The sequence below is a fragment of the Micromonospora aurantiaca ATCC 27029 genome, assembly GCF_000145235.1.
In the GTDB taxonomy this organism is placed as follows: domain Bacteria; phylum Actinomycetota; class Actinomycetes; order Mycobacteriales; family Micromonosporaceae; genus Micromonospora; species Micromonospora aurantiaca.
In genome coordinates this window covers 3,409,850-3,435,547 of record NC_014391.1, presented here as the reverse complement: position 1 = coordinate 3,435,547, position 25,698 = coordinate 3,409,850, and the positions used below count along the sequence as shown (strand labels likewise).

Genomic DNA, 25,698 nt, shown 5'->3' with positions numbered 1-25,698 from the left:
TCAACCGCCCGCCATCGCGCCGAGCACGATGAACGGCTCCTTGCCGGCGACCACCTCCTCCGGCAACGGGTCGTCCGGGGACTCATTGGAGAGGTCCAGCTCGCAGGCGTAGAAGCGGACGAACGGCCGGCGCTTCCCGCTGTGCCGGTCGCGGATCGTGCCGAGCAGCATCGGGTACGCGGTCTCCAGCGCGTCGAGCACCTCCCGCTGGGTGGGCGGCCCGGCCACCTCGACGCGGACCTCGCCGGTGACGTGCGCCAGGTTCTTCAGGTGCGCCGGCAGCACCACCCGGATCACGGCAGCACCTGGACCTCGACCGAGAGCACGCCCGGCAGGTCCCGCACGATCGGCGCCCACGTGTCGCCGCCGTCGGCCGAGTGGTAGACCTGACCGCCCGTGGTGCCGAAGTAGACGCCGCACGGGTCGAGCGTGTCGACGGCCATCGCGTCGCGCAGCACGTTGACGTAGCAGTGCGACTGCGGCAGCCCTTCGGTCAGCGGTTCCCAGTGCTCACCGCCGGTACGGCTGCGGTAGACGCGCAGTTTGCCCTCCGGCGGGTAGTGCAGCGAGTCGCTGGTGATCGGCACCACGTAGACCGTCTCCGGCTCGTGCGCGTGCACCGCGATCGGGAAGCCGAAGTCCGTCGGCAGGTCGCCGCTGACCTCCCGCCAGTTCGCGCCGGCGTCGTCGGTGCGCATGACGTCCCAGTGCTTCTGCATGAACAGCGTGTCCGGCCGGGACGGATGCTGGGCGAGCCGGTGCACGCAGTGCCCCACCTCGGAGTCGGTGTCCGGGATCTCGCCCGAGCGCAACCCCTTGTTGATCGGCAGCCAGCTCGCGCCGGCGTCGTCGCTGCGGAACGCGCCCGCCGCCGAGATCGCGACGTAGATCCGGTCCCGGTCGGCCGGGTCGAGCAGGATCGTGTGCAGGCACATCCCGCCCGCGCCGGGCTGCCAGGACGGGCCGGTCGGGTGCTGTCGCAGGGCGGTCAGCTCGGACCACTTCTGGCCGCCGTCGGTGGACAGGTAGAGGGCGGCGTCCTCGCCGCCCGCGTACACGGTGTCGGGGTCGTGGCGGGAGGGCTCCAGGTGCCAGATCCGCTTGAACTCCCACGGCCGCGGAGTGCCGTCGTACCAGAGGTGCTGCCCCACCTCGCCGCTGTAGGCGAAGTCGTTGCCGACCGTCGTCCAGGTCCGGCCGCCGTCGTCCGAGCGCTGGATCAGCTGCCCGAACCAGCCGCCGGACTGGGACGCGTACAGCCGGTCCGGTTCGACAGGCGAACCTGTCAGGTGGTAGATCTCCCAGCCGCCGAAGTGCGGCCCGTCGACGGTCCAGTCGTCGCGCTTGCCGTCCGAGGTCAGGATGAACGCGCCCTTGCGCGTTCCGACCAGTACTCGTACGCCGCTCATGTCTCGTCCTCTCGTCCGAGGGGTTCTCCCCGCAATGACCGTGCGGCTCACCGAAACTCATCGCTGTCGTACTCCCCGGCTACGACATTTCCCGGTCGGACGGGCGGCGGCGGCGCCGCCACGCCGGTGCGGCCGGAATGTCGGGGGGTGCGGCTAGCCTGCGCGCATGACCGGCCCCGGAGACGTCCCGCCCGAGCACCTCGACCGCCTGCGGCCGGTCTGCCTCGGCCTGCCGGAGACCTACGAGGAGGCGGCCTGGGTGGGCGTCCGGTGGCGCGTCCGCGGCCGCACGTTCGCCCACGTGCTCACCGTCGACCCGGGCCACCAGGCGGCGTACGCACGGGCCGCGGCGACCGACGAGCCGGTCTGCGTGATGACGTTCCGCTCCCCCGGCGACGAGATCGCCGGGCTGCTCGCGGCCGGGCCGCACTTCTTCAAGCCGGACTGGGCCGCCGACGTGGTCGGCCTGCGGCTGGACGCGGACACGGACGGGACCGAGGTCGCCGAACTGCTCACCGAGAGCTACTGCGTGCTGGCCCCGAAGAAACTGGTCGCGCTCGTCGACCGGCCGGGCTGAGTCAGCCGAGCTTCTTGCGCAGCGTCTCGAACGCCAGGTCCGCCCGCAGCGGCACGCCGAACCGCTCGTCGCCGTACGGGAACGGGCTCAGCTCGCCGGTGCGGACGTAACCGCGCCGCTCGTACCAGCCGATCAGGTCGTCGCGCTGGACGATCACGGTCATCCGCATCTCACCGGCGTGCCACTGCTCGGCCGCGTAGCGCTCGGCCTCGGCCAGCAGATCCCGGCCCACGCCGCCGCCCTGCCGGCCGGGCGCGACAGCGAACATCCCGAAGTAGACGTGGTCGTCGCGGCGCTCCAGCTGGCAGCAGGCCACCAGGTCGCCGTCCTGCTCGGCGACCAGCACCACGCCGTCCGGGCCGGTGACCGCGGCGGTCACCATCGCCGGGTCGGTGCGCTGCCCGGCCAGCAGGTCCGCCTCGTGGGTCCAGCCCTGCCGGCTGCGCTCACCCCGGTACGCCGACTCGATCAGGTCGACGAGGGCTGCCACGTCTTCGGGACGGGCGACCCGGACGGTACGGGGTGCGGGGCTGGTCATGGCGGTTCTCCACGGTCGCGGCGGCGTACCTGGTCAGCGTACGCACGCGGGTGTCCCGGACGGCGGCCGGGACCACCGGGCGGGACGGTTCGTGGTTCACTGCCCGGCATGGAGACGACAGTCGGCACGGCGGGCCTGCCGGCGGTCCTCGACCTGCCGGCCGGGCCGGTACGCGGCGGCCTGGTGGTGCTGCACGGCTCGCACGCCGAGCAGCACTCCTACTTCCTCTACGCCCATCTGGCCCGGCTGCTGCCTCCGGCCGGGATCGCGGTGCTGCGCTACGACCGCCGCCCTCGGATCGACGGACACGACGTGCCGCTGGCCGACCAGGCCGAGGACGCGTCGGCGGCCGTGGCGGAGCTGCGCCGGCACGTCGGGTCGCCGCCGGTCGGGCTGTGGGGTTTCAGCCAGGGCGCGTGGGCGGCGGCCCTGACCGCCGTCCGGCACCCGGTCGACTTCCTGGTGCTGGTGGGGTGCAGCGCGGTGAGCCCCGCGGTCCAGATGCGCCACGGCACCGCCGAGCAGCTCCGCCGCAACGGCTACGGCCCGGCCGACCTCGCCGAGCTGGCCGAGCTGCGCCGCGTCGCCGAGGGATTCCAGCGCGGCGACGTGCCGCGCGCGGAGGCACAGGCGGCGATCGACGCGGCGGCCCGCCGCCGGTGGTTCCCGCTGGCGTTCCTGCCGAACGAACTGCCCGCGACGCCCGGCACCTGGACCGACATGGACTACGACCCGGCGCCGGTGCTGGCGCGGCTGACGTGCCCCGTGCTGCTCTGCTACGGCGAGACCGACGCGTGGATCCCGATCGAGGACAGCCTCGCGGTGTGGCGGCGGGCGGCGCGCGACGCCGAGCTGACGGTGGCCCGGCTGGCCGGCTGCGACCATGCCCCCACGCTCGGCGAGGGCGAGGATCTGGACAGCGTCAGCCCGCAGTACGAACGGGTCCTGCTGGACTGGCTCGACCGGCGGCTGCCGCCCGCCGGCTGAGCAGGCGGTCAGTCCCGGTACCGCAGCCCGGCGAGCAGCAGGCCGACCAGCCGGCGCGCGTCGTAGCGGGGATCGCTGTCCGCGCCGATGCAGAGGTTCCCGACGCCGCGCAGCAGTTGGTACGCGTCGACGTCCCGGCGGATCTCGCCGGCCTCGGCCGCGGCGTCCAGCAGAGCGGCGCAGACCGGCACCAGCCGGTCGACGAAGTAGCCGTGCAGCGCGTCGAACTGCCCGCTGTCCGCGCGCAGCGCCGCGGCGAGCCCGTGCTTGGTGACCAGCAGGTCGACGAACTGGTCGATCCACCGGGTCAGCGCGGCGTACGGGGTGGGTGCCTGCGCCAGGCAGACCGGGCCGGCTTCGGCGCACGCCTCGACCTGGTGCCGGTACACCGCGACCACGAGGTCGGCGCGGGTCGGGAAGTGCCGGTAGACCGTACCCACGCCGACGCCTGCGGCGGCGGCGATGTCGCGTACCGGGGCCTCGACGCCGGAGGCGACGAACACCGCGGCGGCGGCGTCGAGCAGCGAGCGCTGGTTGCGCCGCGCGTCGGCCCGGCGTCGGCCCGGCCCGGTGGTGTCGGTCACGTTCGGCGTCCTCTCCTGGACTGCGGTTGTCAAACGGAACAGCGTTCCGTATCGTTACCGGAGCAATGTTCCGCATGGCCATCATGCCAGGCGGGACGAGAGATCACCGAGTCAGGCCGCGCCCGTCGCGGCCACCGGAGGGACACCCCATGCAGTACCGCACCCTGGGCCGCACCGGCGTACAGGTCAGCACGCTCGCGCTGGGCGCCATGAACCTCGGCCCGATCGGGCGCACCACCCAGGACGAGGCCACCGCGCTCGTCGGGGCCGCACTCGACGCCGGGATCAACCTGATCGACACCGCCGACGCCTACGGCAACGGGATCTCCGAGGAGATGGTCGGCCGAGCGATCGCCGGCCGCCGCGACGACGTGGTGCTGGCGACGAAGGCCGCCCTGCCCATGGGCGAGGAGCGCAACCGCCGGGGCGGCTCCCGGCGCTGGCTGGTCACCGCACTGGAGGACAGCCTGCGCCGGCTCGGCGTCGACCACGTGGACCTCTACCAGATCCACCGCTGGGATCCGGCCACCAGCGACGAGGAGACGCTGTCGGCGCTGACCGACCTGCGGCAGGCCGGCAAGATCCGGTACTTCGGCACCTCCACCTACCCGGCCCACCGCCTGGTCGAGGCGCAGTGGGCGGCCCGCGAGCACCACCTCGGCCGGTACGTCACCGAGCAGCCCAGCTACTCGATCCTGCAACGCGGCATCGAGGCACACGTCCTGCCGGTCACACAGCACTACGGGCTCGGCGTCCTGGTCTGGAGCCCGCTCGCCTCGGGCTGGCTCTCCGGGGCGATCCGGGCCGGCCGCGAGATCACCACCCACCGGTCCACGTTCATGCCGCAGCGCTTCGACCCCACGGTCCCGGCCAACCAGGCCCGGCTCGACGCGGTGGAACGGCTGGCCGGTGTCGCCGACGAAGCAGGACTCACGCTGATCCAGCTCGCACTCGGCTTCGTCACCGCGCACCCCGCCGTGACCAGCGCGATCATCGGTCCGCGCACGCCGGAACACCTGCACAGCCAGCTCGCCGCCGCGGGCACCGTCCTGGACGCCGACGTCCTGGACGCGATCGACGCGATCGTCGCCCCCGGCGTCGACCTGGCCCCGGAGGAGAAGTACGACACCCCGCCCGCCCTGCTCGACCCGGCGCTGCGCCGCCGCTGACCGCTACGCTGCCGCGCATGGACGCCGAGCTGCCCACCTTCGAGTTCGCCTTCCCCGGCCCGCTGCGCGACCAGCTCGTCGCCGCGGTGCTCGACGGGAGCAAGACCACCACCACCGGCCTGCTCCAGGACTACGAGATCGACGGTGAGCCGCTACCGGCCGTCGGCACCCGCTCGGCGGTGATCGACTCCGACGGCCGGCCGGTGGCGGTGATCGAGCTGGTCGAGGTCCGCGTCGCCCGCCTCGGCGACGTCGACCTCGACCACGCCCGGGACGAGGGCGAGGGGTTCGAGACGGTCGCCGCCTGGCGCGCCGGCCACGAACGGTTCTGGCACGGCGACGACTACCGCGGCTGGCTCGGCGACCCCGGGTTCACAGTGGACGACGACACCCCGGCCGTGCTGGAACGCTTCCGGCTGGTCGAGACGCTCTGACGGCGGCCGGGCTGGTCACTCCGCGGCGAGCCAGGCGCGCAGTTCGGCGCCGTGCTCGTCCAGCTCCGGCGGCGGCAGGTCGTAGCGAGGTGGCGCCCCAGACAGGCCGATCGGATTCCGGATCCCCGGTACCCCGCCGGTCGTCACCACCGGCTCCAGGCCGAGCCCTTGAGCCAGCGCCACCCCCTCGGCCACCGAGTTGATCGGGCTGCACGGCACGCCCGCGGCACGCAGCTCGGCGAACCAGTCCGCGCTGCCGCGCCGGGACAGCGCCGCCACCAGCAGCGGCCGCAGCTCGTCGCGGTGCGCGACCCGGTCGGCGTTGCCGCGGAACCGCGCGTCGCCGGCCAGCTCCGGCACGCCGAGCACCCCGCAGAGGGTACGGAACTGGCCGTCGTTCCCGGCGATCACCACCAGCTCGCCGTCGGCGGTGGGCAGCGGCTCGTACGGCACGATGCTCGGGTGCGCGTTGCCCATCCGGTGCGGCGCCGCCGCACCCGCGACGTACGCGCTGGCGTGGTTGACCAGCCCGGACAACGCCGAGGAGAGCAGGTCCACGGTGACGTGCTGCCCGCGACCGGTCTCCTCCCGGTGCCGCAGCGCGGCCAGGATCCCGACCGCCGCGTGCAGCCCGGCGATCACGTCGAACACCGCCACCCCGGCCTTGTAGGGCGGGCCGTCCGCGTCCCCGGTGAGGCTCATCAGCCCGGCGGCGGCCTGCACCATGAGGTCGTACCCCGGCAGGTCGGCGCCCCCGGCGTCGCCGAAGCCGCTGATCGAGGCGTACACCAGGCGGGCGTTGCGGGCGGTGACCGTGCCGTGGTCGAGGCCGAAGCGGCGCAGCGCGCCCGGGCGGAAGTTCTGGATCAGCACGTCGGCCCGGTCGGCCAACCGGTGGGCCAGCGTCAGGTCGCCGGGATCGGTCAGGTCGAGCACCAGCGATCGCTTGTTGCGGTTGACCGCCAGGTAGTAGGTGGCCACGTCGTCGCGCACCGGGGGCAGCCAGCCGCGGGTGTCGTCCCCGCCGGGCGCCTCCACCTTGACCACGTCGGCGCCGAGGTCGGCCAGGAGCATGGTCGCGTACGGCCCGGCGAGGATCCGGGAGAAGTCGGCGACCAGCACCCCGCGCAACGGACCCGACATGCCACCCTCCCTCGCCGCCGACCACGATGACACATACCCGACGGCACGCCCGGCAGGGGTGGCCGAGGACGCCCTCCTGGCCCACCCGGGTGTCCGGGAGGCCGCGGTGGTCGGCACGCCCCACCCCGACCTGGGCCAGCAGGTGACCGCGTACGTGGTGGGCGACGGAGTGGCCGAGACGGAGCTGATCGACTTCGTGGCGCGGCACCTGTCCGCGCACAAACGCCCCCGGCAGGTACGGCTGGTCGGCGCGCTGCCCGCAACGCGATGGGCAAGGTGCAGAAGTCCCGCCTGACCGAGGCGTGACCGGCCGCCTCAGCGGGCCGCGGCCGCCCGGCGGACGAGCCGGCGGGCCTCGTCCGGCGGCACGCCCGTGGCGCGCAGCAGGTCGTTGGCGACGGTCCGCAACTGCGAGACCACGATGGTGCCGGAGAAGCCGATGTCCTGCCGGCACGCCTCGCCCGCGTCGCGCACCGCGCGCAGCACCCGCTCCCGGGCGGCGACCGGCTCCTCGGCGGCCAGGAACTCCCGGTGCAGCAGCCGGATCGCCTCGCTGAAGTGCTCGAGCGCGGCTGGTAGCTGCGGCGGCACCGGCTCCCGGTCCCGCAACGTGGTGCCGATCCGGCGGACCATGCCGCGGCTGTTGCGGAACGCCCGGTCCAGGTGCTCGGCGCCGTGCCGGTACGCGGCCAGGGCCCGCCGTCGCCGCCAGCGCACCGGGGAGAACCGCACCACCTCGTCGGCGGCGGTGACCATCTCGTCGATCTGGTCCAGCTCCGCCTCGGCGGCGCGCATCCGGGCCAGCACCTCGTCGGCCGCGCGCACGTCGGCCCGCGCCAGCGCCTCCGCCGACGCGGTCATCTGGCACGCGAACCTGTCGAGCGCCGGGTCGGCGACGCGGCGGACCGCGCGCAGCGGGTTCAACGGCGCGATCACCAGCACCACGAGCAGGCCGACCACACCGCCGACGAGCGCGTTGACGGTCCGGGGCAGCTCCAGGTCGGGCGACACCGGGGTCAGCGTGGCGACCAGGACCGCCGTACCGCCGGCCTGGGTGACGAGCGCGCCGGTGCCGCGGACGAGCACCGCCGCGGTGACCGCCAGGAACACGATCACGCCGGTCTGCCACGGCCCGGTGCCCAGGAGACTCACCAGCAGGTCACCGACGACGATGCCGAGCACGACACCGGCCACCAGCTCCACGGTCCGCCGGGTGCGGTTGCCGAGCGAGGCGGCGATGACGCTCACCGCCGCGGCCGGCGCGAACGTCGGGTCCGGGTTGCCGAGCACCTCCCGGGCGACCGTCCAGGCCAGCGCGGCGGCCAGGCCGGCCTGGACCGCCACGAGGAAGTACGTCCGCAGCCTCCGGTGACCGGTCAGACCCACATCACGCACCCGGTCGACGGCAGCCCGCATATACCGGGGTACCCGCGGCCGACCGCTCGAATCTCATCCGGGGTACGCCATCGTGCCGGTCAGCGCCACCACACCGGGCAGCCGGGTGTCCTGGCGCAGGAACTGCACCACCACCGGCACCGGGGAGCGCAGCACGCAGCCGTACGGCCGGTCCAGCCGCACGGCCTCCGGATCGATCAGGTCGTTGACCCGGACGTGCCGGATGCGGCGGGCGCCGACCAGCAGCCGGTACGGCCCCACCGGCTCGGTGTCCTGGTAGTAGAAGTCCAGTTCCACAGCGGCGTCCCGGTCACCTGCGTTGAGCACGCAGAGCTGGTCGAAGGCGGTGAACGCCGGTTCCGGGCCGTGCGCGGGGAACGGCACGTGCCCGCCGGGCACCACCCAGACCCGGGCGCCGACGGGCGCGCTCACTGCTCCTCCAGCAGCCGGGCCAGGTCCGGCGTGAGGAACACCCCGTCCGGGTCGAGCCGGCGGCGCACCGCCTGGAAGTCGTCCCAGCGGGGAAAGAGGGGACGCAGTTCCCCCGCGCCGAGCCAGTGCTTCTTGCCCCAGTGCGGGCGCCCGCCGTAGTGCCGGAACACCGCCTCCACGTCCCGGAAGTACTCCTCGTACGGCAGTGAGGTGTTCTGCAGGCAGGCGATCGTGGTGGTGGGCCGGCCGTAGGCGTTGCTGAGCCAGATGTCGTCCGCGGCGATGGTGCGCACCAGCACCCGCCAGGCGGCCACCCGGCGGTGCCGGTCGCGCACCCGGCGGCGTACCTCGGCGAAGCACGCCGGGAACGCCTCCGACGGCAGCATGTACTCGATCTCCTCGAAGCGCAGCTCCCGGTCCCGGGGAATGGTGCGGTGGGTCGGCCCGACCTGGCTCTGCCGGGGCTCGCCGTCCGGCAACCGGACGTCCGCCCGGTCCGGCGCGGCGTCCGTGTCGATGCGGTTGATCACCCGGATCTGCGTCCGGTCGCTGCGCGGGTACCAGTAGAAGTCCATGTTGCGGTTGGTGTGCTGGAGCTCGGCGAGGTGGTCCAGGGTCCAGTCGAGGTGCGTGCACCAGGAACGGCGGTGCAGCTGATAGGTCGGCTGCACGTCGAGCGTGATCCGGGTGATCACGCCCAGCGCGCCGAGGGAGAGACGGACGGCGGGCAGCAGGTCCGGGTTGCGGCGCGCGTCCACGTCCAGCACGTCGCCGGTGCCGGTGACCAGGCGTACGCCGGTGACCTGGGTGCTCAGGTTCCCGAAGCCGATGCCGGTGCCGTGGGTGCCGGTGGCGGTCGCCCCGGCGATCGACTGGTAGTCGACGTCACCCAGGTTGTCCATGGCCAGCCCGGCGTCGTAGAGCCCCTCACCGAGCGCCCGGAGCTTGGTGCCGGCCCACGCGGTCGCGAGCCGCCCGTCGTCGGAGATCACGCCGGACAGCCGGTCCAGGCCGAGCAGGATCCCGTCGGTACGCACCAGCGGGCTGGACGAGTGCCCCGAACCGACCGGACGGATGGTGGCGCCGGTGGCCCGGGCACGGCGCACCAGGTCGCACACCTCGGCCTCGTCGGCCGGCTCGGCCCGGTCCGCCGGCGTGAAGCGGAGACTGCCGGACCAGTTCACGAATTCGCGTGTCACAGCGGCCCCTCCCCGGTCGGCTTACCCGTGCCCGCCCGGGGTAGTCGCCGCCGCGCCGTGACCGCCGCCGCCGGGCGGCCCGGCGTGACCCGCACCCCGCCGGGAACCAGCGCGGCGCTCCCGACGACTATCCCTACATGGTGTGTGAGCAGTGGCGGGAGATCCTGTCGGCACAGCTGGACGGTGAGGCGTCCGAGTCGGAGATCGAGGCGGCCGAGGCGCACCTGACCGGCTGCGCCGGCTGCCGCGGCTGGTTCGACTCGGCCGCGTCGGTGACCCGGCGGGCCCGTACGCAGCTCGCCCCGCGGGTGCCCGACCTGGTCGACGCGGTCCTGGCCGCCGCTCCCCCGCCCCGGCCCAGTCGCCGCCACCGGATCACGCTCGGGCTGCGCGGGGCGCTCGGGCTGCTCGGCGCGGTGCAGCTCGTACTCGGCCTGGCCCAGATCGGCCGGGAGGCGGTCGTCACCCACGCACACACCTCCGGCCAGCACCTGTGGCACGAGTCAGCGGCGTGGAACGTCGCAGTCGGCGCCGGGTTCCTCTACGTGGCCGCGCGCCGGTCCGCCCCGTCCGGCCTGCTGCCGATGCTCAGCGCGTTCGTCGCCACGCTCGTGCTGCTGTCGGTGAACGACCTGATCACCGGGCAGGTGGCGATGACCCGGCTGGTCAGCCACGGTTTCCTGCTGGTCGGCTGGGCCGTGATGCTGGTGCTGTCCCGCCTCGGCCGGCGCCCCGGCGACACCCCGCCCGGTCAGCGCCGGCCGGACGGATCCCGGTGGGCGCTGCCGACCGAGGAACCGGCCGCGCCGGCGCTGCGGCTGGTGCCGCCCGGCCCGTACCCCGCACAGGCCCGCGACCGGCGCGCCGCCTGACGGCCCGCGGCGCGAATCTCCGGCTCGCGGCGTCCCTGCGGCCCTCGGCCGCGGTCGGGCCCCGGCCGGCCGCGGTCCCCGCAGGCCTCGGCGGTGGTGTCTCAGCGCTCTCGGCGGTCGTGGTGTCAGCGCGCCCGGCGGTCGCGGGCGTCGCCGGACCAGGCGGCGACCAGGTCCTCCCGGGCGCGGGCCACGCGGGAGCGGATGGTGCCCACCGGGCATCCGCACACCTCGGCCGCCTCGGCGTAGGACAGGCCGAGCACCTGGGTGGCCACGAACGCCTCCCGCCGGTCCGGCGCCAGCGTGGCGATGAGACCGCGCAGCACCACCCCGTCCTCCCCGCCGCCGGTCACCGCGCCGGCCGCCTCCGCGGCGGCCTGCCAGTCCGGCAGCGCCGCGACCCGGGGCCGGGCGGTCGCCGCCCGCACGTGGTCCACCGCGACCCGGCGGGCGATCGTGAATATCCAGGTACGCGCCGACGACCGGCCCGCGAAGCCGGGCAGGCTGCGCAGCGCGCGCAGGAAGGTCTCCTGGGCCAGGTCGTCGGCCTCGGCGGGCCCGGCCAGGTGGGCGAGGAAACGCCACACCGGCGCCTGGAGGGCCCTGACGAACGCGGCAGCGGCCAGCTGGTCACCCCGGGCGGCGCGTCGTGCCCACCCGGTCACCTGCTCGTCGTCGTCCGGGCTCATCCGCGGCCGGCCCGCCGGTCCGGCATGCTCATGCCGGACGGTACGGATGCGCGCCCCGCTCGGTTCATCAGTGGCGTCCCTCCTGCCGGCGCCGGAGTCCGGTCACCCCCGGTTGGTCGGCCGGCGGGTCAGGAAAGTTCCCTCGCTGTCAGTCGTCAACGGAGACGGTGACCGGCCCGACCCGCAGGACGCCGTCGGTGAGCGGCGAGCACCGGACGCCGCCGCGGCGGCGCATCGCCTTCCACGTGCCGGGGGCGACCACCACGTCGAGCCAGGCGCAGGGCGGGGCGGCCCGGTGCACCCGCAGCCGGACCGGGCCGTCGCCGGAGTCGAGCGTGAGCACGCGCCCGACCAGATCGTCCACCGGGATGCCCTCGGTGAGCACGTTGCGCCGCAGCTGGGTGAGGTCCGCGCCGGGCGGCAGCGACTCCCGCGCGATCAGCGTGACGCTCGCCTGACGGTGCGCGGGACGGCCGAAGTAGCGGTCACCGACGATGCCGAGCCCGGCGTGTAGCTCCACCCGGTCCACCAGCTCGCCCGGTGGCGCGGGGGCGGGTCCGTCCGCCGGGCGGCCCACGTACCGGTGCACGGGTGAGGCCAGCAACTGGACGATCCGCGGCATGCGCGAAGTCTAATCGGGGGCATACCACCGCCAAAACGGACGATAGCCGCGCTCACGTATCCGCGCCCTCCGCAGGGCGTTGTACCAGGTGTGACGGCGAGGCGACCCGACGCGATCGGGGCTCATCCGCAGCGGCGACTGGCCTGGGCACGGCGCGAGAACGAGCGCGGGCGCCAGGCGTACGAGACGGCGGCCCGGACCTGGCGCCGCCGCGCCGACCACCTCGACCGGCTGTCGATGGAAGCGGCGGGCTTCCACGGCTGCACACTGCCCGGCACCGCGCTGCCGGTGCCGCTGGACGACGGCGAGGTCGTCTACCGCATCCTGCCCACAGTCGACCTGGTCGAGGCGACGGCCCGGCACCTGCCCGGGCTGCCGGTGCCGGGCCGCACGCTCGCCGGTTGTCTCGACCCGTCCCACGGCCCGCTGCCGACGGGACTGCGCGTGGTGGACAGCGGCACCGCCGTGGTGACCGACCGGCGGGTGGCCTTCGCCGGGCAGAACGCCCGGCGGGACTGGCCGCTGCGGGACGTGCGCGGCCTCGGGCACCACCCGGACCGTCCGGTCACCCTGCTGCACGACGCCGACGGCGGCGCCCCGGCGGGCCTGCGCGTACCGGCCCCGGGCGCGGCGAACACCAGGTTCTACCTCACCCTCGCCCACGCCGGTGCCACCGGCACACGGCAGGCGGTCGTCGAGGACGTCGAGGCGCTGCGGTCCGCCCACCGGGCTGCCCGGCCCCGGCCTCCCCGGCCGCTCGGCCCGTGGGACGCCCCGGCCGACCGGGCACTCCCCCAGCGGCTGGCTGCGGCGGGCGTCGCGGCGGCGGCCGTGCTGCTGGGCGTCACCTCCGCCGGCACCTGGACGGCGACAGCCGGGCAGACCGATCCGGCGCACGGACAGGCGACCGCGCCCGCCACCACGGCCGCACCGCCCGCGCCCGGGGTGCCGCCCGTGGCGACTCCGGTCGACCCGTCGTCGCCGGTGGTCCGGCCGACCCGGCCCGCGCCGCCACCGAAGCGCCTCCCGAACGCGACCGCAGCGTCCGGGGCGCGGGTCCTCACCACCGCACCGCCCGTCGCCGGGTCGCCGCCGGCACGGGTCGGCGACCGCCCGTCGACGCCCGTCGAGCCGCCCAGCCCTCCCGCCGACCAGGTGACTCCGGCGCCGACCGCGAGCCCGACGAGCGACCCGGATCCGACCGGAGAGCCCGGTCCCACCGGCGACCCGAGCCCGACCGCCTCATCCGAGGCGGCCCTGCTGGACCTGGTGGGCCAGGTGGGCCGACGGCTCGGCCTGGCGGTAAGGCTCGGCGCGACAGCCCAGGTGGACGCGGCCCTCTCCTGACCCCGCGGAGTCGAGTGCCAGCCGGGGATGAAGGTGCCGCCGTCCTCGGCGTACCGGTCGAGGACGGCGAACGAGGTGGCCGCGCCCAGGCTGCTGGTCGGCTGTGCCCGGGCGGTTGCCGCGGCGACTGCTTGATCGCACCCGTGGCGGCCGCTTGATCGACACCCGTGGTGGCCGCTTGATCGACACCCGTGGTGGCCGCTTGATCGACACCATTACGCCGAGGTGGCGGCATCCGGCCGGCTCGGACCCCGCCACCTCGGCGAGCTGGCGTGGATCAAGCTGGGTGTCCCAGGCGGGGAAGATCGGCCAGCGCCGTGGCCCACCGGCGCAGCCCTTCCCGCAGCCACGTCCCACCGCCGCATCCCCTCGCCGCCCGATCCCATCCCCTCGGGATACCCGAGCCCTTGAGCCACCGTGCCCTTGAGTCCCCGAGCCCCGAGCCCCCGCGATCTTGCACTTGCTGCCCTCGGGATAGGCGATTCATCCCGCTTTTGGAGGTCGGTAAGTGCAAGATCGCGGAGGCGAAGGCGGGGGCGAGGGGCGGGGCGGGGCGGAGTGGGTCAGGGGGTCTGGGGAGTGAGGAGGTAGTCGCCGTCGTCCGGGCTCCAGCGCAACTCCACCGCCCCGCCCGTCGCGGCGGCCTTGCAGAACTGGAGGAAGCTGCGGTAGCCCAGCTTCTTCTCGCTGAAGTCGGGCCGGGCGCGCCGGAGCTGGTCCTTCAGCCCGGACAGCGCCACCGCTCCGCCGTCCGCGGCGAGGTCCACCACCACGGAGCGGAGCAGCCCGAACGCGACCTCCCGGTCGCCCTGCTCGGGAAGTGACACCTCCGGGTCGCCCTTGGCGGGCCCGGCGGCCAGCTCCACCACGTTGTGCGCCGCGAGGTGGCGCAGCAGTTCCCCGAAGGTCCGGAAGCCGTAGTCGGACTCGCTGAACGTGGGATCCTTGCGGAGCAGGGCGCGCTTGAGCGCGGAGGCGGTCACGTCGCCGCTGGAGCTGCCCTGCATGCCGGCCACTGTCTGCACGAGCTGCACGGCGAGCGTGTCGACGTCCCGCGCCGACTCCTCCTCGGCCGCGGTCACCACCACGGGCTCGGGCGCCGGCTCAGCCGGTGAGGGCCGGGCCGGGCGCGAGCGGCGGGCGGCCGGTGGCGGTACGTCCACGCCTTCGAGGCGGTCGTAGTAGAGGAACTCGTCGCAGGCCGGCGGCAGCAGCGCGGAGGTGGACTTCTCCACCCCGACGCCGATCACCCGCTTGTTGAGTTCGCGCAGCTTGTGCACGAGCGGGGTGAAGTCGCTGTCCCCGGTGCAGATCACGAACGTGGAGATGTAGCCGCGCTCGAACGCCAGCTCGACCGCGTCCACCGCCATCTTGATGTCGGCGGCGTTCTTGCGCGAGGCGCCCATCCGCTGCGGGATCTCGATCAGCTCGACGTGTGAGCGGGTGAGCATGCGCCGGTCCTCGTCGAAGTACGACCAGTCCGCGTACGCCCGGCGTACCACCACGCGTCCCCGCTCGGCGAGCGCGTCGGCGATCGGCCGGAAGTCGAACGGGCGGCCGCCGTGATGGTCCCGTACGCCCAGGGCGAGGTTCTCGTAGTCGAGGAACAGCGCGATGCGATCTTCGTGATCCACGGTGGCAGCCTAGCCCGGCCGGAACGCCGGACCGGTCAGCGCCGCTCGTCGCGGTAGACGGTCTCGCGGCGGGCCACCCGCTGGATCGCGTAGCTGGTCACCAGCAGCAACAGCGCGAGTACCACCTCGACGCCCGCGACCGTGCCGGTGGCGACGGTGAGGCCGAGCAGCAGCAGGATCAGCCCGACGACGGCGAGCAGGCCCGCGAGCAGCAGCCGGTTACGCCGTCGCGCCGACCGCTGCGCGTCGTCTGCGCTCACGCTGACCCGCCCTCCTTCGGTTCCGTCTCCGATCCTAGGCGCCGGTCGTCGCCGGGGTGGCGGATCGCGGCGCCGGAAACGGCCCGGGGCCGGACGCAGACGCGTCCGGCCCCGGGTCACGGCGGCGGTCAGTGGATCGGGACCGGCACCGGACGCTTGTCCTCGCCCGGGTCGCCGTCGAGCAGGTGCGAGGGCTCGCGGCGGCGGGGCAGGAACGCGGCCGGAATGAAGGTCAGCAGCACCAGACCGAAGGCGACCCAGAACGTGGTGGAGAAGGAGTTCGCCGCGTAGTCGAGCCCGCGCTCGATCAGCGACGGCGGCACCGGGAACTGCTGGGTCAGCTCGGGCTGCTGCTGGGAGGCGATGGCGAGCTGGGCCTCGGTCAGCGGGGCGCCGGTGGCCGGGTCGGTGACGCCGGGGATCGGCCGGGAGCCGTTCAGCTCGCTGGTGAGGATGACCGACATGACCGCGGCGCCGACCGAGCCGCCGATCTGCTGGAGGATGTTGACGAGCGTGGAGCCGCGCGCCACCTCCGCCGCGCTGAGCGTCTTCAGCGCCGAGGTCATGATCGGCATCATCGTGCCGCCCATGCCGAGGCCCATCACGAACAGCGAGCCGCAGAGCAGCCAGTACGACGTGTCGGTGCCGAGCTGGGTGAAGGTGAAGAACCCGGCGGCGATGAGCACGAGCGCGAACGGCACCGTCCGGCCGACCGGCACGCGGTCGGCGAGCATGCCGGCGATCGGCATGGTCAGCATCGCGCCGATGCCCTGCGGCGCGATCAGCAGGCCCGCGGTCAGCGTCGTCTCGCCGCGCACCTGGAGGAAGTAGCTGGGGAACAGCAGGCCCGCGCCCATGAACGCGATGATGAACACGAACATGGTGACGGTGGCGATGGTCAGGTTGCGGTTGCGGAACAGCCGCAGGTCGAGCAGCGGGTGCCGGGGCCGGAACGAGTAGAGCACGAAGGCGACCACGAGCGCGCCGCCGGCGAGCATCGGCAGCCAGACCTTCGTGTCGGCGACGGTGCCGGTCTCGGGCAGCGTGGAGATGCCGTAGAGGAACAGCGCGAGACCCGGCGAGAGCATGAGCATGCCGAGGAAGTCGAACGACTCGGACGGCTCGGCGTTGTCCTTGGGCAGGGCGAGCTGGGCGTAGACCAGGGCGACCACGCCGATCGGCAGGTTGATCAGGAAGATCCAGTGCCAGCTCGCGACGTCGATCAGCCAGCCGCCGAGGATCGGGCCGGTGATCGGGCCGAGCAGCATCGGGATGCCGAGCACCGCCATCAGGCGGCCGATGCGGTGCGGGCCGGCGGCCCGGGTCATGATCGTCATGCCGAGCGGCATAAGCATGCCGCCGCCGAGGCCCTGGATCACCCGCCAGGCGATCAGCTCGCCGATCGAGTCGGCCGTGGCGCACAGCCCCGAGCCGATGGTGAACAACGCCAGCGCCACCATGTAGAGGCGTTTCGTGCCGAACCGGTCGGCGGCCCAGCCGCTGAGCGGGATCACCGTGGCGAGCGCGAGCGTGTAGCCGGTCATGGTCCACGCGACGCGGGCGTACGTGGCGTCGAACTCGCTCTGGAACGTCGGCAGCGCCACGCTGACGACTGTCACGTCGAGGATCGACATGATCGCACCGAGCACGACGACGCCGGCCACCTTGAGTACGGCGGCGTCGAGCTTCGTCGACGTCGCGACGGGTTGCTGGGTCACTGACGGTCTCCTGGATCCGGTCCGGCACTGGGTGTCGGCGGCGGCGCCGCGCGCCGTCTGCGGAGCGCGGGCGGAACGCGCGGCGGGGCGGCGTCCGGGCGACAGCGTAGCCATGACCTGGGACGAGGCGCGGCCGGTTTTGCCGACGGGAGAACCGCGGCGGCACGCGAACCGGCCGCGCCGCCGGCGCCGATCTGCTCCGCCGGCTCGCGGAAAGGGCTGGTGCGCGCCGATTCGCCGCTCTTGTCGAGCCGGTCACCGGCGGCGACGACCGTGACGAAGGTCATGCCCCGTCCGGGCAGCTCCGGCGCTTCGGCACGCCGCCGATCAGCCCAGGCCGGCCATCAGGTCGACCTCGGCCGTACGCGAACGGTCGATGCGGCGGGCGAGGTCGCGTACCCGCTCGCTGGTCCCGGCGGCGACCTGGGCACGGGCCAGGTCGGCCGCGGTGCGCTGGTGCCGGCTGAGCACGTCGAGCAGCACCCGGTCGGCGTCGGCGGGCGCGGCGGCGCGCAGCCGGGCCAGTCCGGCGGCGGCCTCGCTGTGCCCGGAGTGGTCGTGCCGGGCGGCCGCGGCGGCGGCCGACGGGCCGGCCTCGCGCAGCCAGCCGCGCATGGTGGCCAGTTCGTCGGTCTCGGTGGCCCGGACGGCGGCGATCAGCGTGCGGATCCGCGGGTCGGTGGCCCGGTCGAGGCCGAGCCGGACGATCTCCAGCGTCTGCTCGGTGTGCGCCACCATCATGGCCAGGAACAGCGCGTCGATCCCGCTGACAGTGGCGTCCGCGCCGGCCGGGACCGAGGTCGTGGCGGACGGGACCGGCGGGGACGGATCGGCGGCCGGTGGGCCGCCGCACCCGGGCAGGGCCAGCGCCACGCCGAGCAGGGCCGCGGCGGACGCGCGGCGGAGCCGGGGACCGGCCGGCTCCACCGCGCGGGTACGCGGGCTCAGATCTGCTGCCACAGCGCCGGTACGTTCGGCGGTTCCCAGCCGGCGATGGCGGTGTGCGCCTGGCGGCAGCGGTAGCTACGGCCGTCGTAGGTGACCGTGTCACCGACCTGGTACGCCCGCCCGGCGGTCCACGTGCCGCCCGGTGCCGGGGTGCTGGTCCGGGTGGGCGTGGGCGAGGGCGCGGGCGTGGTGGGCGCCGCGGTCGGGGTGGGCGGCGGGGTCGGGTTGCCGCCTCCGCCGCCGATCTGGAGGTCGACGCAGGAGTAGAACGCGTTGGCGGTGTCGGAGATGTTCCAGATGGCGAGCAGCTTCTGCCGGCCGGAGAAGCCGCCGAGGTTGACGGTGTGCGACACGGTCGCGCCGGGCTGGCGGCCACCGCCGTCGACCACGGCGACCCGGGTGCCGCCAATCCAGTACTCCCAGTTGGCGGTGGCGTGCCGGGCGGTGTTGACCCAGGTGAACGTGACGGTGCTGCCGACCGAGGTGGCCGGCCAGTTGCGGCTGTCGTCGTTGAGCACCGCGAACTGGGCGATGCCGGCGTGGCAGCTGCGCAGGCCCTTGGGGCCCTCGACGCTCTGCGGCTCGTACTTGATCTGACCGCAGTCGGGCACCCGGTTCTGCGCGCAGAGCGCCTGCCGGCTGGGCGGCGAGGAGACGTAGCCGTGGGCCTGCGCGGGCGCGGCGAGCGCCAGCGTCCCGGTGACGGCACCGGCGGTGAGCAGCGGGAGGGTGATTCTTCGGCGCATGGTGGCAACTCCTTCGGGGGGAACGGAAGGTGCCCCGAACATAAATTAAACATTGTTAACAGTAAAGACTCCTGTCTATAAATTAAGCCCTGCACTCCCCCGCGCCGGGCGTATGATCCTCATCGATGGCTCGCCGCGCGGAGCCGATCGTCGTTCGTGGGCACCCGTCGCCGTCACGGCTCCGGGAGGACGACGCAGACCGGGCATCGCCTCGTCGTCCCACTCCGAAGGACACCCCCGCATGAGGAGAACCACCGCGTTCGCGGCCAGCCTGCTGCTGCTCGCCACCGCGCTCAGCACCGTCGGCGGGCCGGTCGCCGCCGCCGACCCCACCGACCCGGTCACCGTCACCGTCAACACCCGCGCCGGGCTGGCCACCGTCCCGGCCACCGCGCTCGGCGTCAACCACGCCATCTGGGACTCGCAGCTCGGCAGCGCCGAGACGTCCGACCTGCTCAAGGCCGCGGGCGTGAAGATGCTGCGCTACCCCGGCGGCTCGTACGCCGACATCTACCACTGGGAGACGCACACCGCGCCCGGCGGCTACGTCGCACCGAACACCGACTTCGACACGTTCATGGCCGGCGCCCGCCGCGTCGGCGCCGAGCCGATGATCATCGCGAACTACGGCACCGGCACGCCCGCCGAGGCGGCGGCGTGGGTCCGCTACGCCAACGTCACCAAGGGCTACGGCGCCAAGTGGTGGACCGTCGGCAACGAGAACTACGGCAACGGCCACTACGGCTCGGCCTGGGAGGCCGACGACCACCCGGACAAGAGCGCCTCCCAGTACGCGCGGCTGGTGGTCGAGTACGCCGACGCGATGAAGGCGGTCGACCCGAGCATCAAGGTCGGCGCGGTGCTCACCATGCCCGGCAACTGGCCGGACGGCATCACCGCCGGATCGGATCCGGGGCCGTGGAACCAGACCGTGCTGTCCATCGCCGGCCCGAAGATCGACTTCGTGGACGTGCACTGGTACCCGGGCGGCAGCGCCGCCGACTCACTGGCCCGCACCAACCACCTGCCCGACGCGGCCTGGCTGCTGCGCCAGCAGATCGCCCGGTACGCCGGCCCCGGCGCGGACCGGATCGGGATCAGCTTCACCGAGCTGAACGTGGACGCCGGCCGCACCACCGCGCCGGGCGCGCTGTTCCTGGCCGACGCCTACAGCGGCCTGCTGGAGCAGGGCGTGTTCACGGTGCAGTGGTGGAACGTGCACAACGGCATCGGCACCGTCTCCGAGGTGGCCGGGCAGACCGACTACGGCGACTTCGGGCTGCTCTCCAGCGGCAACTGCACCAGCGACGGCGAGGTGTGCCAGCCGGCGTTCAACACCCCGTTCGCGCCGTACCACGCGTTGTCCATGATGAACCTGTTCGTCCGGCCCGGTGACCAGCTCGTCCGCGCCGGGACCGACCAGCCGCTGGTCGCCGCGCACGCGGTCCGCCGGCCGGACGGCAGCGTCGCGGTCCTGCTGCTCAACAAGGACCCGGACAACGCGTACCCGGTGGCGCTCGACTACGCCGGGTTCACCCCGGCCGACGAGGCACCGACCGTGCACACGTTCACCAACGGCGCGACCGGGATCAGCACCGGCCGCTCCGGCAGCGCGGCCGCGCGGACGCTGCCGCCGTACTCGCTGACCACGCTCGTGCTGCGACCGGCCGGCAGCTCGGCCGGGCGGCCCGGCGCCCCGGGCCGGCCGACGGCGAGCACGGTGACCGACCGCGCGGCGACCATCTCCTGGCCGGCGGCCACGCCCGGAGGATCCCCGATCGCCAAGTACGAGGTGCACCGCCAGTACGGCGCGGTGAGCGAGCAGCTCGGCGAGACCGCCGGCACCTCGCTCACAGTGGGCAACCTCGAACCGGGACCCCGCTACACGGTCAACGTGCTGGCCCGGGACACCGCCGGGCGGGTCTCGTGGTCGTCGCCGCCGCTGACGTTCGCCACCGGCAGCCCCGCCGAGAGCTCCTGCGCGGTGCGGTTCGACGACGACAACGACTGGGGCAACGGGTACGTGGCGAACGTCGAGGTCATCAACACGGGTGCGAAGGCCGTCGACGGCTGGACGCTCACCTGGACCTGGCCGACCGCCTGGCAGCAGGTGAGCAGCGGGTGGAGCGCCACCTGGGACCAGCAGGGCCGCGACGTCCGGGTGACGCCCACCGCCGACAACCGGCGGCTCGCCGCCGACGGCGGGAGCACGACTGTGGGCTTCGTCGGCGCGTACAGCGGACCGAACGTGCCGGTGGGTGCGTTCCGCCTCAACGGCACGGTCTGCACGCTGCGCTGAGCGGCGGTCAGCCCCGGCCGGGTGGCCGCAGCCGCACGTCGGCCGCCGCCGGGACCTTCGGGTTCCGGCGGCGGCCGGCCCGGCGCGGCGCCGGCACCACGTGCGGGCGCAGCGGTCCGGGCGGGAGCGTGGGCAGGTCCGGTGCGGGTGTCGGCAGCACGGCCAGGATCACCACGAGAAGCACCACCGCGACGACGCCGTCGAGCCAGTAGTGGTTGCCGGTGGCCACCACCACGAGCGCGGTCACCAGCGGATGAAGCAGCCAGAGCCGGCGGCGGCGTCCGGTGGTGACCGCCATCAGCGCCACCGCGATCGCCAGCGCCCAGCCCACGTGCAGCGACGGCATGGCCGCGTACTGGTTGCTCAGCTGGTCGGTGTCGGGAGGTCCGTAGACGCTCGGCCCGAACCGGGTGCCGGTGTCGACCAGCCCGGTGAGCGCGGTCAGCCGTGGCGGCGCGAGCGGGACGCAGACGTGCAGCACCAGCGCGACCGCGGTGAGCGCTGCCAGGGCCCGCCGCAGCCGCACGTAGTGGGCCGGGCGGCGCAGCCAGAGCCAGACGAGGCAGAGCACTGTGGCCGGGAAGTGCACGTAGGCGTAGTAGGAGTTCGCCACCCGCACCAGCAGATCGTGCGCCAGCAGCGGTCCCTGCACGAGCGTCTCGTCGGGCAGGCGCAGCAGCCGCTCCAGCCGCCATACCCACTCGCCGTTGGCCAGGGCCACCTCGGCGTGCCCGGCCACCACCTGCCGGCCCGCCTTGTAGGCCAGGAAGAGCACAGCGACGAGCGCCAGCTCGCGCGCGGCCCGCTGCCATGCGGCGAGGCGGGCGGGCGCGGTCCGCGTGACGTCCACGGCTCCTCCTTCGGTTCGTCCCCGCATGGACCAGGGCCGCCGCCGGGGTCGGCGACGGCCCTGGGGGTACGGGCTCAGCGGCGGGCGCGTTCCTCCCGGCCGGCCGAGTCCACGCTCACCTCGTCGAAGGCGGGCGCGCCGTCGACGGCGTCCGCTCCCACCGCCACCGAACGGCCGGTGTCCGGCAGGTCGAGGCTGGAACGCAGGGTGACCGGGCGCAGCAGCAGCGCCGCAACGATACCCACCACCGCGATGGCGGCCGAGATCAGGAAGATGTGCCCCGTTGCGTCCCCGTACGCGGCCCGCACGATCTGCCGGACCGGCTCGGGCAGCGCGTCGAGGTTGAGCGTGCTGCCACCGCCCCCGCCGGAGGTGGGGATGCCGGCCGCGGCGAGGTCGTGTGTGATCCGGTCGCTGACCCGGCGGGCGAGCACCGCGCCGAGCACGGACACGCCGATGGTGCCGCCGAGCGAGCGGAAGAACGCGACGCTGGCGCTGGCCGCGCCGATGTCCTTGAGCGCGACGGTGTTCTGCACGGCGAGCACCAGGTTCTGCATGGTCATGCCGACGCCGACGCCGACGATGAACATCGCGAGGCCGACGAAGACCAGCGAGGTCTCGTGGTCGATGGTGCCGAGCATGGCGAACCCGATGACCAGCACGACCGCCCCGAACACGATGTACGGCTTGATCTTCCCGGTCGCGGTGATCATCCGGCCGGCCACGATCGAGGAGATCAGCACACCGGCCATCATCGGGATGGTGAGCAGGCCGGCCTCGGTCGGGCTGTAGCCGCGGCCGATCTGGAAGTACTGGCCGAGGAAGACCGCGCCGCCGAACATGGCCATGCCGACCGCGAGGCTGCCGAGGATCGCCAGGGCCGTGGTGCGCTCGCGGACGATGTGCAGCGGCACCACCGGCTCGGCAGCCCGCGCCTCCACCCAGACGGCGAGCGCGAGCAGCAGCACCGAGCCGCCGACCATGGCCCCGGTCTGCCAGGAGACCCAGGCGAAGGAGTCGTCGACGAACGAGATCCAGATCAGCAGCACGCTGACGCCGGCGGCGATGAGCGTCGCGCCCAGGTAGTCGATCTTGACGTTGTCCCGGCGCACGGTGGGCAGGTTCAGGGTGATCTGCAGCAGGAACAGCGCGGCGGCCGCGACCGGTACGCCGACGAAGAAGCACCAGCGCCAGCCGAGCCAGGAGGTGTCCACGATCAGGCCGCCCAGCAGCGGGCCGCCGACCGTGGCCAGCGCCATGACGCCGCCCAGGTAGCCGTTGTAGCGGCCCCGCTCACGCGGCGGGATCATGGCCGCGATGGCGACCTGCACGAGCGCCTGGAGGCCGCCGACGCCGATGCCCTGGAACGCGCGGGCGGCGATGAGCTGCCCGGCGCTCTGCGCGAAGCCGGCCGCGACCGACCCGACCAGGAAGACCACGATGGCGATCTGGATCAGCAGCTTCTTGTTGAACAGGTCGGCCAGCTTGCCCCAGATCGGGGTGGTCGCGGTGGCGGTGAGCAGGGTGGCGGTGACCACCCAGGTGTACTGCGTCTGCGAGCCGTTGAGCGCGCCGATGATCTTCGGCAGGGCGGTCGAGACCACGGTGCTGCTCAGCATGGCCACGAAGAGCACCAGCAGCAGACCGCTGAGCGCCTCCAGCGTCTTCCGCTTGCTCATGGGGGCGGCCGCAGCCGTCGTGGTGGGTGCGCTCATGCGCGCGTCCTCCAGATGTGTCGATTTCGGGTGGCCGCTTCGTTGCCTCAAGCAATCAACACTAAACCTTGCCCGGCAGGCAAGTTTGCCCATTGAGAAATGGGTCACCTACGCTTGGCCCATGGAGGAGTGCACCGGGCTGCGGGAGCGGAAGAAGGCGGCCACCCGCCTGGCGCTGCACGAGGCGGCGCTGTCCCTCGCCGTCGAGCACGGCCCCGACCGGATCACCGTCGAGGCGATCGCCGACGCCGCGAACGTCTCCCGGCGGACGTTCTCCAACTACTTCGGCGGCAAGGAGGAGGCCCTCTTCCACGGCGACACGCTGCGGTTGCGACGGCTCCTCAGGCTCGTCGCGGACCAACCGGCGGAGCTGTCGCCGTGGGCCGCGCTGACCCGGGCCGCCCTGGTCCAGGCCGAGGACGGCTACGACGACCCGGCCGAGCCCTGGCTCAACCGGCGCCGCCGGCTGCACGGCCACCCGAGCCTGGCCGCCCACCAGGTCGGCGCGTACGCGGCCCTGGAGCGGGAGATGGCCGCGGAGCTGGCCCGCCGGCTGACCGGACCGGACGCGGCGCTGCGGGCCCGGATCGTCGCCGCGACATTCCTCGCGTCCCTGCGGATCGCCGCCCACGAGTGGCTGGAGCACCCGGGGCGGTCGTTGCGCGACGTGCTGCGCGACGTGCTCGCCCTGGCCGCCCCGGCGGCGGGCTGAGCGCGCGGCTTCCCCGTCGGACCGGTGGAATGGCCGGCGAAAGCGGCACCCGGCCTGACCTGGGCTGACACACTCGCCCGGTGGGTGGCGACCGGTGGCGCAAAGGGCTCGGGCCCGCGACCGGCGTCGCCCCCGCCACCCGGGTCGACCGGTTCGAGATCTTCTTCGACCTCGTCTTCGTGGTGTCCTTCTTCATCATCACGCGCGCCACCGCCGCGAACGTGACCCCGCGGCAACTGCTGCACGCGCTGCTGGTGCTCGCCGTGCTCTGGTGGTGCTGGGTGGTGCACAGCGCGGTCGCCGCCCGGCTGCGCCTCGGCGAGGGCTTCGTGCCGATCCTCATGGTGGTCGGCATGATCGCGCTGTTCACGTTCGCGCTCGCGCTGCCGCAGACCTTCGGCGACCTGGACAAGGGCAGCGCCGGCCCGATCCTGGTCACGATCAGCTACGTGGTGATCCGGTTCGTGCACACCGCCCTGTACTGGTACGCCACGCGCGACGACCCGCCGGCCCGGCGCAAGCTGCGGCTGTTCCTGCCGGAGGCGGTGATCTCGGCCGGCCTGCTGCTGGTGGCGGCGCTGCTGCCGCCGCGTGTGTCCCCGGAGGTCGGCCCGTGGCTGCGCGACGGGCTGTGGATCGCGGTGGTGGCCATCCAGTACAGCAGTGGCCTGCTGGCCGGCACCGACGGCTGGAAGATCACCTCGGCCGAGCACTGGACCGAGCGGTACGACCTCATCCTGATCATCGCGCTCGGCGAGTCGGTCATCTCGGTCGGCGTCGGCGGCAACCTGCTCGGCCAGCCCGTGACCTGGCCGGCGATCCCGGCGGCGATCTTCGGCATCCTGTTCACCGCGGCGCTCTGGTGGGCGCACTTCGACATGATCGGCCCGGCCGCCCGGATCGCGCTGCACGCCGCCCACGGCCCCGCGCGGGTGGCGCTGGCCCGCGACGCGTACGCCTATCTCTACCTGCCCATGATCGCCGGGGTGATCCTGTTCGCGATCGGCGCCGAGGAACTGGTCCGCATCGTCACCGACCCGGCGGGCGGCCCGATGGAGCGCGGCCACGGGCCGGCCGTGCCGCTGCTCTTCGGTGGCGTGCTCCTCTACCTCGCCGCCAACATGGCGTTCCAGTGGCGCGCGCTGCGGACGCTGTCCTGGTCCCGGGTCGGCACCGTGGTGCTGCTCGCCGTGGCGCTACCGGTCGGCCGGCACCTGCCGGCGCTCGGGGCGCTGGGTCTGCTCACCGCCATCTGCGTGGCACTGGTGGCGGTCGAGCTGGTGATCTTCGCCGATTCCCGGGTCGCGTTGCGCCGGCTGATACACGAGGAGAAGGCCAGCGCCGAGGAGAGCGAGGCCGCCTGGCGGGCTCGCTGGCGCGACGACGGCGACAGTGCCCCGCACCGACCTTGACACAGGC

At 73.8% G+C, this 25,698-nt stretch carries 26 protein-coding genes and 1 pseudogene; 10 read left to right on the top strand and 17 right to left on the bottom strand.

Annotation, left to right across the window (positions count from 1 at the left end; genetic code table 11):
• Positions 1-297 carry a MoaD/ThiS family protein gene (locus MICAU_RS15070; RefSeq protein ID WP_013286186.1) on the bottom strand — a complete coding sequence of 99 codons (297 nt, stop codon included), beginning with the start codon at positions 295-297 and terminating at the stop codon, positions 1-3.
• Positions 294-1,409: a WD40/YVTN/BNR-like repeat-containing protein gene (locus MICAU_RS15065; RefSeq protein ID WP_013286185.1), complete on the bottom strand. Its 1,116-nt coding sequence runs from the start codon at positions 1,407-1,409 to the stop codon at positions 294-296. The genes MICAU_RS15070 and MICAU_RS15065 overlap by 4 nt, the downstream gene beginning before the upstream one ends.
• Positions 1,410-1,575: 166 nt before the next feature.
• Between MICAU_RS15065 and MICAU_RS15060 the strand changes: the two genes are divergently transcribed.
• Positions 1,576-1,986, top strand: coding sequence for an MmcQ/YjbR family DNA-binding protein (locus MICAU_RS15060; protein ID WP_013286184.1), 411 nt, complete (start codon positions 1,576-1,578; stop codon positions 1,984-1,986).
• A 1-nt stretch (position 1,987) separates the two neighbouring features.
• On the opposite strand, the gene MICAU_RS15055 is transcribed toward MICAU_RS15060, so the two are convergent.
• The gene (locus tag MICAU_RS15055) at positions 1,988-2,524 is read right to left on the bottom strand and encodes a GNAT family N-acetyltransferase (protein WP_013286183.1); all 537 of its coding nucleotides are present in this window, start codon (positions 2,522-2,524) and stop codon (positions 1,988-1,990) included.
• A gap of 108 nt (positions 2,525-2,632) precedes the next feature.
• Between MICAU_RS15055 and MICAU_RS15050 the strand changes: the two genes are divergently transcribed.
• Positions 2,633-3,511, top strand: coding sequence for an alpha/beta hydrolase family protein (locus MICAU_RS15050; RefSeq protein WP_013286182.1), 879 nt, complete (start codon positions 2,633-2,635; stop codon positions 3,509-3,511).
• Positions 3,512-3,519: 8 nt separating this feature from the next.
• Here the strand turns inward: MICAU_RS15050 and MICAU_RS15045 are convergent, their stop codons facing one another.
• Complete coding sequence (locus MICAU_RS15045) at positions 3,520-4,095, bottom strand: TetR/AcrR family transcriptional regulator (RefSeq protein WP_013286181.1); 576 nt, start codon at positions 4,093-4,095, stop codon at positions 3,520-3,522.
• Between the two features lie 149 nt (positions 4,096-4,244).
• Between MICAU_RS15045 and MICAU_RS15040 the strand changes: the two genes are divergently transcribed.
• Both MICAU_RS15040 and MICAU_RS15035 read left to right on the top strand, forming a co-directional pair.
• Entirely contained in the window at positions 4,245-5,264 is a 1,020-nt protein-coding gene (locus tag MICAU_RS15040; RefSeq protein WP_013286180.1) for an aldo/keto reductase, read from the top strand.
• 17 nt (positions 5,265-5,281) lie between these two features.
• Positions 5,282-5,698 (top strand): ASCH domain-containing protein, encoded by a 417-nt coding sequence (locus MICAU_RS15035; protein ID WP_013286179.1) that lies wholly within the window; start codon positions 5,282-5,284, stop codon positions 5,696-5,698.
• A gap of 15 nt (positions 5,699-5,713) precedes the next feature.
• Here the strand turns inward: MICAU_RS15035 and MICAU_RS15030 are convergent, their stop codons facing one another.
• On the bottom strand, positions 5,714-6,841 hold the full coding sequence (locus MICAU_RS15030; protein WP_013286178.1) for a CaiB/BaiF CoA transferase family protein: 1,128 nt from the start codon (positions 6,839-6,841) through the stop codon (positions 5,714-5,716).
• Positions 6,842-6,893: 52 nt separating this feature from the next.
• On the opposite strand from MICAU_RS15030, the pseudogene MICAU_RS32475 reads away from it, so the two are divergent.
• Positions 6,894-7,147: pseudogene (locus MICAU_RS32475) on the top strand (AMP-binding enzyme); the annotation flags it as partial.
• A gap of 9 nt (positions 7,148-7,156) precedes the next feature.
• Here the strand turns inward: MICAU_RS32475 and MICAU_RS15020 are convergent.
• Genes MICAU_RS15020 through MICAU_RS15010 form a run of 3 tightly spaced genes read right to left on the bottom strand, consistent with a single transcriptional unit; the run spans position 7,157 to position 9,867 of the window.
• Positions 7,157-8,236, bottom strand: a complete 1,080-nt coding sequence (locus MICAU_RS15020; RefSeq protein ID WP_240322360.1) for an FUSC family protein — start codon at positions 8,234-8,236, stop codon at positions 7,157-7,159.
• A gap of 54 nt (positions 8,237-8,290) precedes the next feature.
• The gene (locus MICAU_RS15015; protein ID WP_013286176.1) at positions 8,291-8,668 is read right to left on the bottom strand and encodes a sensory rhodopsin transducer; all 378 of its coding nucleotides are present in this window, start codon (positions 8,666-8,668) and stop codon (positions 8,291-8,293) included.
• The gene (locus MICAU_RS15010; RefSeq protein ID WP_013286175.1) at positions 8,665-9,867 is read right to left on the bottom strand and encodes a D-arabinono-1,4-lactone oxidase; all 1,203 of its coding nucleotides are present in this window, start codon (positions 9,865-9,867) and stop codon (positions 8,665-8,667) included. Before MICAU_RS15010 ends, MICAU_RS15015 begins: the two co-directional genes overlap by 4 nt.
• A gap of 137 nt (positions 9,868-10,004) precedes the next feature.
• Here MICAU_RS15010 and MICAU_RS15005 point away from each other — a divergent pair, with 137 nt between their 5' ends.
• Positions 10,005-10,739 carry a zf-HC2 domain-containing protein gene (locus MICAU_RS15005; protein WP_013286174.1) on the top strand — a complete coding sequence of 245 codons (735 nt, stop codon included), beginning with the start codon at positions 10,005-10,007 and terminating at the stop codon, positions 10,737-10,739.
• Positions 10,740-10,864: 125 nt separating this feature from the next.
• Here MICAU_RS15005 and MICAU_RS15000 read toward each other — a convergent pair whose 3' ends face one another.
• Entirely contained in the window at positions 10,865-11,428 is a 564-nt protein-coding gene (locus MICAU_RS15000) for a sigma-70 family RNA polymerase sigma factor (protein WP_013286173.1), read from the bottom strand.
• Between the two features lie 148 nt (positions 11,429-11,576).
• The gene (locus tag MICAU_RS14995) at positions 11,577-12,050 is read right to left on the bottom strand and encodes a molybdenum cofactor biosysynthesis protein (RefSeq protein ID WP_013286172.1); all 474 of its coding nucleotides are present in this window, start codon (positions 12,048-12,050) and stop codon (positions 11,577-11,579) included.
• A gap of 90 nt (positions 12,051-12,140) precedes the next feature.
• Here MICAU_RS14995 and MICAU_RS31525 point away from each other — a divergent pair, with 90 nt between their 5' ends.
• Positions 12,141-13,397, top strand: a complete 1,257-nt coding sequence (locus tag MICAU_RS31525) for a hypothetical protein (RefSeq protein ID WP_244879763.1) — start codon at positions 12,141-12,143, stop codon at positions 13,395-13,397.
• A gap of 563 nt (positions 13,398-13,960) precedes the next feature.
• Here MICAU_RS31525 and MICAU_RS14985 read toward each other — a convergent pair.
• The 5 genes from MICAU_RS14985 to MICAU_RS14965 all read right to left on the bottom strand — a co-directional run bounded on the left by MICAU_RS14985 (position 13,961) and on the right by MICAU_RS14965 (position 18,703).
• Positions 13,961-15,031, bottom strand: coding sequence for a PIN domain-containing protein (locus MICAU_RS14985; RefSeq protein WP_013286170.1), 1,071 nt, complete (start codon positions 15,029-15,031; stop codon positions 13,961-13,963).
• A gap of 35 nt (positions 15,032-15,066) precedes the next feature.
• Complete coding sequence (locus MICAU_RS14980) at positions 15,067-15,291, bottom strand: hypothetical protein (protein WP_013286169.1); 225 nt, start codon at positions 15,289-15,291, stop codon at positions 15,067-15,069.
• A gap of 128 nt (positions 15,292-15,419) precedes the next feature.
• On the bottom strand, positions 15,420-17,009 hold the full coding sequence (locus MICAU_RS14975; RefSeq protein ID WP_013286168.1) for a DHA2 family efflux MFS transporter permease subunit: 1,590 nt from the start codon (positions 17,007-17,009) through the stop codon (positions 15,420-15,422).
• 327 nt (positions 17,010-17,336) lie between these two features.
• Positions 17,337-17,969, bottom strand: coding sequence for a DUF305 domain-containing protein (locus MICAU_RS14970; RefSeq protein ID WP_030272465.1), 633 nt, complete (start codon positions 17,967-17,969; stop codon positions 17,337-17,339).
• Positions 17,954-18,703: a lytic polysaccharide monooxygenase gene (locus MICAU_RS14965; protein WP_013286166.1), complete on the bottom strand. Its 750-nt coding sequence runs from the start codon at positions 18,701-18,703 to the stop codon at positions 17,954-17,956. Before MICAU_RS14965 ends, MICAU_RS14970 begins: the two co-directional genes overlap by 16 nt.
• 241 nt (positions 18,704-18,944) lie before the next feature.
• Here MICAU_RS14965 and MICAU_RS14960 point away from each other — a divergent pair, with 241 nt between their 5' ends.
• Positions 18,945-21,002, top strand: a complete 2,058-nt coding sequence (locus MICAU_RS14960) for a cellulose binding domain-containing protein (RefSeq protein WP_013286165.1) — start codon at positions 18,945-18,947, stop codon at positions 21,000-21,002.
• 7 nt (positions 21,003-21,009) lie between these two features.
• Here the strand turns inward: MICAU_RS14960 and MICAU_RS14955 are convergent, their stop codons facing one another.
• Positions 21,010-21,852 (bottom strand): phosphatase PAP2 family protein, encoded by an 843-nt coding sequence (locus MICAU_RS14955; protein ID WP_013286164.1) that lies wholly within the window; start codon positions 21,850-21,852, stop codon positions 21,010-21,012.
• Between the two features lie 74 nt (positions 21,853-21,926).
• Positions 21,927-23,567, bottom strand: coding sequence for an MDR family MFS transporter (locus MICAU_RS14950; protein WP_013286163.1), 1,641 nt, complete (start codon positions 23,565-23,567; stop codon positions 21,927-21,929).
• A gap of 121 nt (positions 23,568-23,688) precedes the next feature.
• On the opposite strand from MICAU_RS14950, the gene MICAU_RS14945 reads away from it, so the two are divergent.
• Positions 23,689-24,279 (top strand): TetR/AcrR family transcriptional regulator, encoded by a 591-nt coding sequence (locus tag MICAU_RS14945; RefSeq protein WP_013286162.1) that lies wholly within the window; start codon positions 23,689-23,691, stop codon positions 24,277-24,279.
• An 80-nt stretch (positions 24,280-24,359) separates the two neighbouring features.
• Complete coding sequence (locus MICAU_RS14940; protein WP_013286161.1) at positions 24,360-25,691, top strand: low temperature requirement protein A; 1,332 nt, start codon at positions 24,360-24,362, stop codon at positions 25,689-25,691.
• Positions 25,692-25,698: the final 7 nt, after the last annotated feature.

Coding starts and splice junctions, on each gene's coding strand:
- MICAU_RS14960 (WP_013286165.1), top strand. CDS start 18,945: ATGAGGAGAACCACCGCGTTCGCGGCCAGCCTGCTGCTGCTCGCCACC.
- MICAU_RS14995 (WP_013286172.1), bottom strand. CDS start 12,050: ATGCCGCGGATCGTCCAGTTGCTGGCCTCACCCGTGCACCGGTACGTG.
- MICAU_RS14945 (WP_013286162.1), top strand. CDS start 23,689: ATGGAGGAGTGCACCGGGCTGCGGGAGCGGAAGAAGGCGGCCACCCGC.
- MICAU_RS15065 (WP_013286185.1), bottom strand. CDS start 1,409: ATGAGCGGCGTACGAGTACTGGTCGGAACGCGCAAGGGCGCGTTCATC.
- MICAU_RS15050 (WP_013286182.1), top strand. CDS start 2,633: ATGGAGACGACAGTCGGCACGGCGGGCCTGCCGGCGGTCCTCGACCTG.
- MICAU_RS15040 (WP_013286180.1), top strand. CDS start 4,245: ATGCAGTACCGCACCCTGGGCCGCACCGGCGTACAGGTCAGCACGCTC.
- MICAU_RS15035 (WP_013286179.1), top strand. CDS start 5,282: ATGGACGCCGAGCTGCCCACCTTCGAGTTCGCCTTCCCCGGCCCGCTG.
- MICAU_RS15060 (WP_013286184.1), top strand. CDS start 1,576: ATGACCGGCCCCGGAGACGTCCCGCCCGAGCACCTCGACCGCCTGCGG.
- MICAU_RS15000 (WP_013286173.1), bottom strand. CDS start 11,428: ATGAGCCCGGACGACGACGAGCAGGTGACCGGGTGGGCACGACGCGCC.
- MICAU_RS15005 (WP_013286174.1), top strand. CDS start 10,005: ATGGTGTGTGAGCAGTGGCGGGAGATCCTGTCGGCACAGCTGGACGGT.
- MICAU_RS14950 (WP_013286163.1), bottom strand. CDS start 23,567: ATGAGCGCACCCACCACGACGGCTGCGGCCGCCCCCATGAGCAAGCGG.
- MICAU_RS15030 (WP_013286178.1), bottom strand. CDS start 6,841: ATGTCGGGTCCGTTGCGCGGGGTGCTGGTCGCCGACTTCTCCCGGATC.
- MICAU_RS15055 (WP_013286183.1), bottom strand. CDS start 2,524: ATGACCAGCCCCGCACCCCGTACCGTCCGGGTCGCCCGTCCCGAAGAC.
- MICAU_RS14965 (WP_013286166.1), bottom strand. CDS start 18,703: ATGCGCCGAAGAATCACCCTCCCGCTGCTCACCGCCGGTGCCGTCACC.